This window comes from Streptomyces albireticuli (assembly GCF_002192455.1).
In the GTDB taxonomy this organism is placed as follows: Bacteria; Actinomycetota; Actinomycetes; order Streptomycetales; family Streptomycetaceae; genus Streptomyces; species Streptomyces albireticuli_B.
Genome location: NZ_CP021744.1, coordinates 4798020 through 4805000, shown reverse-complemented (window position 1 = coordinate 4805000; position 6981 = coordinate 4798020). Strand labels below are relative to the sequence as shown.

The window sequence follows — 6981 nt, the reverse complement described above, 5'->3', positions numbered from 1 at the left end:
CGGGGGGCCAGCACCGGGGAGGTGAAGCCGACCAGGCGGACGCGCTTGGCACCCTCCCCGAGCCCCGGGCGGACGAGCCGGGCCAGCGCCACATGGAAGGCGGGCGAGGCGCCGGTGAAGGCGTGCGCCGCGACATTGCCCTCCGTAGCGTGCTCGCCGGTCGGGTCGGTCCGTACCCAGGTGACGCCGTCGAGGGCGGCGCCCTTCACCTGCCAGCTCGCCGCGTGGAGCTGGACCCGGATGGGCCGGCCGAGCTCGTCGAGGGTGAGGTCGACCGAGCCGGTGTGCTCCCCGGACGGGGCGGTGAGCTGCGAGACGTAGCGCCAGCCCGAGGGGCCCGTGGCGCAGTGGAAGTGTTCCGAGCCGAGGGGCGTGTGGTCGTGCGGGTCGTGGAGGGAGTAGCGGCCGCGGGGCATGGTGTGGTCCTTGACGGGGAAACGGGGCAGGCCCCCGCCGAGGGCGGGGGCCTGCGTACCGGCTGAGGGTGCCGACGGGGTGCCGTCGGCGGGCCCGGTCAGTAACGGTAGTGGTCGGGCTTGTACGGGCCCTCGACCGGGACACCGATGTAGGAGGCCTGCTCCGGGCGGAGCGTGGTCAGCTTGACGCCCAGGGCGTCGAGGTGGAGGCGGGCGACCTTCTCGTCCAGGAGCTTGGGCAGCACGTAGACGTCGGTCGGGTACGACTCCGGCTTCGTGAAGAGCTCGATCTGGGCCAGGGTCTGGTCCGCGAACGAGTTCGACATGACGAAGGACGGGTGGCCCGTGGCGTTGCCCAGGTTGAGCAGGCGGCCCTCGGACAGCACGATGAGGACCTTGCCCTCGGCGAACGTCCAGGTGTGGACCTGCGGCTTGACCTCGTCCTTGACGATGCCCGGGATCCTGGCCAGGCCGGCCATGTCGATCTCGTTGTCGAAGTGGCCGATGTTGCCCACGATGGCCTGGTGCTTCATCTTGGCCATGTCGGCGGCCATGATGATGTCCTTGTTGCCCGTCGTGGTGACGAAGATGTCGGCGGTCTCGACGACCTCGTCCAGGGTGGTGACCTGGAAGCCGTCCATCGCCGCCTGGAGGGCGTTGATCGGGTCGATCTCGGTGACGATGACCCGGGCGCCCTGGCCGCGCAGGGACTCCGCGCAGCCCTTGCCGACGTCGCCGTAGCCGCAGACGACCGCGACCTTGCCGCCGATGAGGACGTCGGTGGCGCGGTTGATGCCGTCGATCAGGGAGTGGCGGCAGCCGTACTTGTTGTCGAACTTCGACTTGGTGACGGCGTCGTTCACGTTGATCGCCGGGAAGAGCAGCGTGCCCTGCTGCTGCATCTCGTACAGACGGTGGACACCGGTGGTGGTCTCCTCGGTGACACCGCGGATCTCGGAGGCCAGCTGGGTCCACTTCTGGGGGTTCTCGCCCAGCGTGCGGTTGAGCAGTGTGAGGATCTGCGCGAATTCCTCGCTGTCCGCCGTGGACGGGTCCGGAGCGGCGCCGGCCTTCTCGAACTCGACGCCCTTGTGGACCAGGAGGGTGGCGTCACCGCCGTCGTCCAGGATCATGTTCGGGCCGCCGGTGGCGGTGTCGGGCCAGGTCAGCGCCTGCTCCGTGCACCACCAGTACTCCTCCAGGGTCTCGCCCTTCCAGGCGAAGACCGGCACGCCCTGCGGGTTCTCCGGGGTGCCGTTCGGGCCGACGGCGATGGCCGCGGCCGCGTGGTCCTGGGTGGAGAAGATGTTGCAGGACGCCCAGCGCACCCGGGCGCCGAGGGCGACCAGGGTCTCGATGAGCACGGCCGTCTGCACGGTCATGTGCAGCGAGCCGGTGACGCGGGCGCCGGCCAGCGGCTGGGCCTCCGCGTACTCCTTGCGGATCGCCATCAGACCGGGCATCTCGTGCTCGGCGAGGGTGATCTCCTTGCGGCCGAAAGCGGCGAGGGAAAGGTCGGCGACCTTGAAGTCCTGGCCGGTGGAGGTGGTGGTCATACGGGCTGCTCCTCCTGAAGGGGCGAGCGAGAGTGGGTACGGCTGTGCACGCGGTCAGGCCGCCGAGGCGGGCAGCCGGACGGCAGCCGTCCGGGCCCGGTCGGGTGGAGTGCGGACGCACTCGTCCCCTGGCCGCAGCGCAGTCCGTCGGAGGCCCTCTCTCCCTCGGCCGGCCCGTCGCGCGGGCCGCCCGACCGCCATCAGCAGCGACGTCTGGCTCTGGTCACGAATCTACACCTGACGGCCCGGCGAACCCCAGCCCCTCCTGGCCCCGGCTCGTCGGTCCGCCGAGTTCCGCGCGCCCGGCGCCGCCTGACGATCCAGCAGGTAACCGCTTTGCTCCGCAGGTCACGTGTTGCAGGATGCGAACAGCGCGAGGACGCGGCACGCTCCCGCGCGCGATGACGTTGTGAGGAGATCCACGTGATCAGTCCAGCCGATCCTCCCGAGGACGCGGGGGCCCGGGGGCCGGGGCTCAAGCTGCTGGCGGTGACCGCCTGTCCGACCGGCATCGCCCACACCTACATGGCGGCGGAGAAGCTGGCGCAGGCCGCGCAGGCGCTCGGCCATGAGATCAAGGTGGAGACACAGGGGTCGATCGGCGCGGAGAACGTGCTGACTGACAACGATGTCAGGGAGGCGGACGGCATCATCGTCGCCGCCGACAAGGACGTCGACCTGAGCCGCTTCGTGGGCAAGAGGGTCCTCACCGTGGGGGTCGCGGAGGGCATCCATCACCCGGAGCGGCTGATCGACCGGGTGCGGACCGCGCCCGTGCACCGGGGCGCCGGGCCGGGAGCGGGCGCCGCCGGGCCGCCGGGCGCGGAGGGCGGCAGGGAGCGCGGCGCCCTCTACAAGGCGCTGATGAACGGCGTCTCGTACATGATCCCGTTCGTGGTCGTCGGTGGCCTGCTGATCGCCGTGTCGCTCGCGCTGGGCGGGCACACCACCCCCGAGGGGATCGTCTTCCACAGCTCCTTCTGGCAGTCCGTCCACGACATCGGCGTCATCGGCTTCACGCTGATGATCCCGATCCTGTCCGGCTACATCGCCTACGCCGTCGGCGACCGTCCCGCGCTCGTGCCGGGCATGGTCGGCGGCTGGATCGCGAGCCACGGGGAGCTCTACGACAGCAAGGCCGGCGCGGGCTTCATCGGGGCGATCGCCACCGGCTTCCTGGCGGGCTATGTGGTCCGGTGGATCCGGAAGGTCACGGTGCCGGAGTTCGTCCGACCGATCATGCCGGTCATCGTCATCCCGATCGTCGCGACGAGCGCCGTCGGGCTCTTCTTCGTCTACGTCATCGGGCGCCCCATCGCCTGGGTCTTCGAGCACCTGACGAACTGGCTGGGGAGCCTGACCGGCACCAGCGCGGCGCTGCTCGGGGTGCTGCTCGGGCTGATGATCGCCTTCGACATGGGCGGGCCGGTCAACAAGACGGCGTTCCTCTTCGGCGCGGGGCTGGTCTCCCGGAACCCGGAGGTCATGGGCATGTGCGCGGCGGCGATCCCGGTGCCGCCGCTCGGCCAGGGGCTCGCGACCGTACTGCGCCGCGGGCTGTTCACGCAGCAGGAGCGGGAGACCGGGCTGGCGGCGCTGTTCATGGGCTTCTTCGGCATCACGGAGGGCGCGATCCCGTTCGCCGCCGCCCGGCCGGCCCGGGTCATTCCCGCGAACATGCTGGGCGGCGCGGTGGCCGGCGCGGTCGCGGGCCTCGCCACGGTGAAGGACAGCGTGCCGCACGGCGGGCCGATCGTGGCGGTGCTGGGCGCGGTCGGCGGGGTGCCGATGTTCTTCGTCGCCATCGCCGTCGGCACGGTGGTGACGGCGATGGCGACGGTCACGCTGATGACGCTCGGCGGCGGGGCCGCCCCGCGGATGCCGGGTGCGGTGGCGGCCGTACCGGCGGTGCCCCTGGCGGCGGGCGGCGGCTCCGTCGAGGTGACGGGCGCCGCGACGGCTCTGTCAGGTCATCTCACGGAGGCGTCCGTACGTCCGTGGCTCGCCGCCCGGTCGAAGGAGGCCGCGATCCATGAGCTGGCCGGGCTGCTGGCGGCCACCGGCCGGGTGACGGACCTCGACGGGCTGGTCGGCGCCGTGCTCGCGCGGGAGGCGCTGGGCACGACCGGCCTCGGTGAGGAGATCGCGATCCCGCACGCCAAGACGGACGCGGTCGCGGCGCCGGTGGTCGGCTTCGCGCGGTCCGAGGAGGGCGTCGAGTGGGGGGCGCCGGACGGGACGAAGGCGCGCCTGATCTTCATGATCGCGGTGCCGGAGGAGATGGCGGGGGATGAGCATCTGCGGATTCTGGCGATGCTGTCGCGGAAGCTGATGGATCCGGGGTTCCGGGAGCGGTTGCTTTCCGCGGGGGGTGTGGGGGAGGTGATGGGGGTGCTGGGGGAGGTGTCGTAGCGGAGTGTTGTGCGGTGTGGGTGGGGTGAGGTGGGCGGGTGGACCGCTGCGCGGGGTCCTTCCCCGGCCCCGCCCCTTCCCGTAACCAGGGCTCCGCCCCGGACCCCGGTCCTCAAACGCCGGACGGGCTGGTATCGCGGGCGTACCCCGCATACCAAGCCCGTCCGATGTTCAAGACGTCATCTCAGTGCCGTGACGGTCCGCCCGGCGTCGCCGTCGGGTCCGCGCCCGCCGCCGCTGCCTCCTCGTCGTAGATGTCCGGCTCCAGGTAGATCACCCGGGCGATCGGGACCGCCTCCCGGATGCGGGCCTCCGCCGCGTCGATGGCCCGCGCGACCTGGACGGCGGTGTCGTCGTGCCGCACCGCGATCTTGGCGGCGACGAGCAGTTCCTCGGGCCCCAGGTGAAGCGTGCGCATGTGGATGACGGCGGTCACCGACTCGCCGTCGACCGCCGCGGCCCGGATCCTGGCGAGGTCCTCGCTGCCGGCGGCCTCGCCGAGGAGCAGCGACTTCGTCTCGGCCGCCAGGATCAGCGCGATCAGGACGAGCAGGGCGCCGATGCACAGCGTGCCGATGCCGTCCCAGACGCCGTCGCCCGTCGCGAGCGAGATACAGACACCGCCGAGCGCGAGGACGAGGCCGACGAGGGCGCCGAAGTCCTCCAGCAGGACGACGGGCAGTTCGGGCGCCTTGGCCGTGCGGATGAACTGGCCCCAGGACTGCTTGCCGCGCAGCTCGTTGGACTCCTTGATCGCGGTGCGGAAGGAGAAGCTCTCCGCGATGATGGCGAAGACGAGCACGCCGACCGGCCAGTACCAGTGCTCGATCTCGTGCGGTTCCTTGATCTTCTCGTAGCCCTCGTAGAGGGCGAAGACGCCACCGATCGTGAACAGCACGATGGAGACGAGGAATCCGTAGATGTAGCGCTCGCGGCCGTAGCCGAAGGGGTGTTCCTCGCTCGCCTTCTTCTGCGCCTTCTTGCCGCCGAGCAGGAGCAGCGCCTGGTTGCCGGAGTCGGCGACCGAGTGCACTCCTTCAGCGAGCATCGACGACGAGCCGCTGAACGCGAACGCGACGAATTTCGCCACGGCGATGGCCAGGTTGGCGCCCAGCGCGGCGACGATGGCCTTGGTTCCGCCTGATGCACTCATATGTGCGGGTTGTCCCTTCCGCCCCAGCAGTTGCTTTGCTTTTCCTTTACGGCGGGCCATTGTTGCAGCAGCCGGGCGGGGTTTCGGCTCAGATTCGCGTCAGAGGGCGACAGTGGCGCGGTAGACGGTGGCGCCGTCGCCGCTCAGCTCCACGCGCTCGCCGGCCCGGGCGAAGGCGGACTCGCCCTGTCGCAGCGTCAGCCGGGTGCCGTCGTCCGCGGTCAGGACGGCGGTTCCCGCGGTGCACAGGAGGATCTGCGGGGCGCCCGTGGGCAGGCCGGCCGGGGTCTCCGACGCGGGCGCGAAGACCTGCCGGGAGAGGCGGAACTCCGCGACGGGCGTCGCGTAGACCTCCTCGCCGCCGGCGTCGGCCTCGGGGCGCAGGACGGCGGGGACGGTGCTCTCGAAGCGGACGACGCGCAGCAGTTCGGGGATGTCGACGTGCTTGGGCGTGAGGCCGCAGCGCAGGACGTTGTCCGAGTTGGCCATGACCTCGACGCCGAGGCCGTCGAGGTAGGCGTGCGGCACCCCGGCCCCCAGGTAGAGGCCCTCGCCGGGGTTGAGGCGCACGTGGTTGAGGAGCATGGCCGCGACGACGCCGGGGTCGCCCGGGTAGTGGCGGGCGATGAAGGCGTACGCGGCGTACGCGGCCCGGTGCGGCCCGTCCTCGGCGGCGAGCCGCTCGGCCGCCGCGCCCGCGGCCTCGGCGGTCTCGGCCATGGCGGTGTGGTCGGCGCCCAGGACGGCGGTGAGGACCTCGCGCAGGGCGTCCGCCTCGGGCCGGGCGTGCAGCAGGTCGACGTAAGGCTTGAGGGAGTCCACGTCGAGCGCGGCGAGCAGGGCGGCCGTCTCGGCGGGGGCCCGGAAGCCGCAGAGGCCGTCGAAAGGCGTGAGGGCGCAGAGCAGCTCGGGCTTGTGGTTGGCGTCCTTGTAGTTGCGGTGGGGGGCGTCGTGCGGGATGCCGCGCGCCTCCTCCTCCGCGAAGCCCGCCTTCGCCCGGTCGAGGCCGGGGTGGACCTGGAGGGAGAGCGGCGAGGCCGCGGCGAGGAGCTTGAGCAGGAACGGCAGCCGCGGGCCGAAGCGCCGGACGGTGTCCGCGCCGAGCTCGGCCTCGGGGGCCTCACCGATGACGTCGCAGAGCGGTACGGGGCCGGCGCCGCGGTCGACGCGGGAGGGGGCGCCGGGGTGGGCGCCCATCCACAGCTCGGCCTGGGGTTCGCCGGTGGGGGCGGTGCCGAGGAGCTCGGGGATCGCGGTGGTGGAGCCCCACGCGTAGGGGCGCACGGTGTTGGCGAGGCGGTCCATGGGGGCGGTTCCTGACTGTCGGTGCGTCCTTCGGGCGTCCTTACGGTGGGCCGGGTCCGGATCACCGTGTCCACGGTGCCCCGGTCTCGCGCTCACCGGGCTGCCTGACGGGTCGTTCTTAGGGGTTCTTCTGGTTCTT

General features: G+C 71.8%; 5 protein-coding genes (1 of these 5 cut by a window edge). 1 reads left to right on the top strand and 4 read right to left on the bottom strand.

All coding sequences use genetic code 11. The features are described 5' to 3' along the window. Together SMD11_RS20750 and ahcY are read right to left on the bottom strand one after the other, a co-directional pair. Window positions 1-416, bottom strand: the 5' portion of a protein-coding gene (locus SMD11_RS20750; RefSeq protein WP_087927877.1) for a hypothetical protein. It extends 199 nt beyond the left edge of the window; only the first 416 of its 615 coding nucleotides appear in the window; the start codon lies at window positions 414-416; the stop codon falls past the left edge of the window. A gap of 98 nt (window positions 417-514) precedes the next feature. Beyond that, complete coding sequence (gene ahcY / locus SMD11_RS20745) at window positions 515-1972, bottom strand: adenosylhomocysteinase (RefSeq protein WP_087927876.1); 1458 nt, start codon at window positions 1970-1972, stop codon at window positions 515-517. A gap of 423 nt (window positions 1973-2395) precedes the next feature. On the opposite strand from ahcY, the gene SMD11_RS20740 reads away from it, so the two are divergent. Next, window positions 2396-4384 (top strand): fructose-specific PTS transporter subunit EIIC, encoded by a 1989-nt coding sequence (locus SMD11_RS20740; RefSeq protein ID WP_087927875.1) that lies wholly within the window; start codon window positions 2396-2398, stop codon window positions 4382-4384. Between the two features lie 184 nt (window positions 4385-4568). Here SMD11_RS20740 and SMD11_RS20735 read toward each other — a convergent pair whose 3' ends face one another. Both SMD11_RS20735 and manA read right to left on the bottom strand, forming a co-directional pair. After that, window positions 4569-5537: a cation diffusion facilitator family transporter gene (locus SMD11_RS20735; protein ID WP_087927874.1), complete on the bottom strand. Its 969-nt coding sequence runs from the start codon at window positions 5535-5537 to the stop codon at window positions 4569-4571. Window positions 5538-5636: 99 nt separating this feature from the next. Further along, window positions 5637-6842 carry a mannose-6-phosphate isomerase, class I gene (gene manA / locus SMD11_RS20730; protein ID WP_087927873.1) on the bottom strand — a complete coding sequence of 402 codons (1206 nt, stop codon included), beginning with the start codon at window positions 6840-6842 and terminating at the stop codon, window positions 5637-5639. Window positions 6843-6981: the final 139 nt, after the last annotated feature.

Coding starts and splice junctions, on each gene's coding strand:
- SMD11_RS20735 (WP_087927874.1), bottom strand. CDS start 5,537: ATGAGTGCATCAGGCGGAACCAAGGCCATCGTCGCCGCGCTGGGCGCC.
- ahcY (WP_087927876.1), bottom strand. CDS start 1,972: ATGACCACCACCTCCACCGGCCAGGACTTCAAGGTCGCCGACCTTTCC.
- manA (WP_087927873.1), bottom strand. CDS start 6,842: ATGGACCGCCTCGCCAACACCGTGCGCCCCTACGCGTGGGGCTCCACC.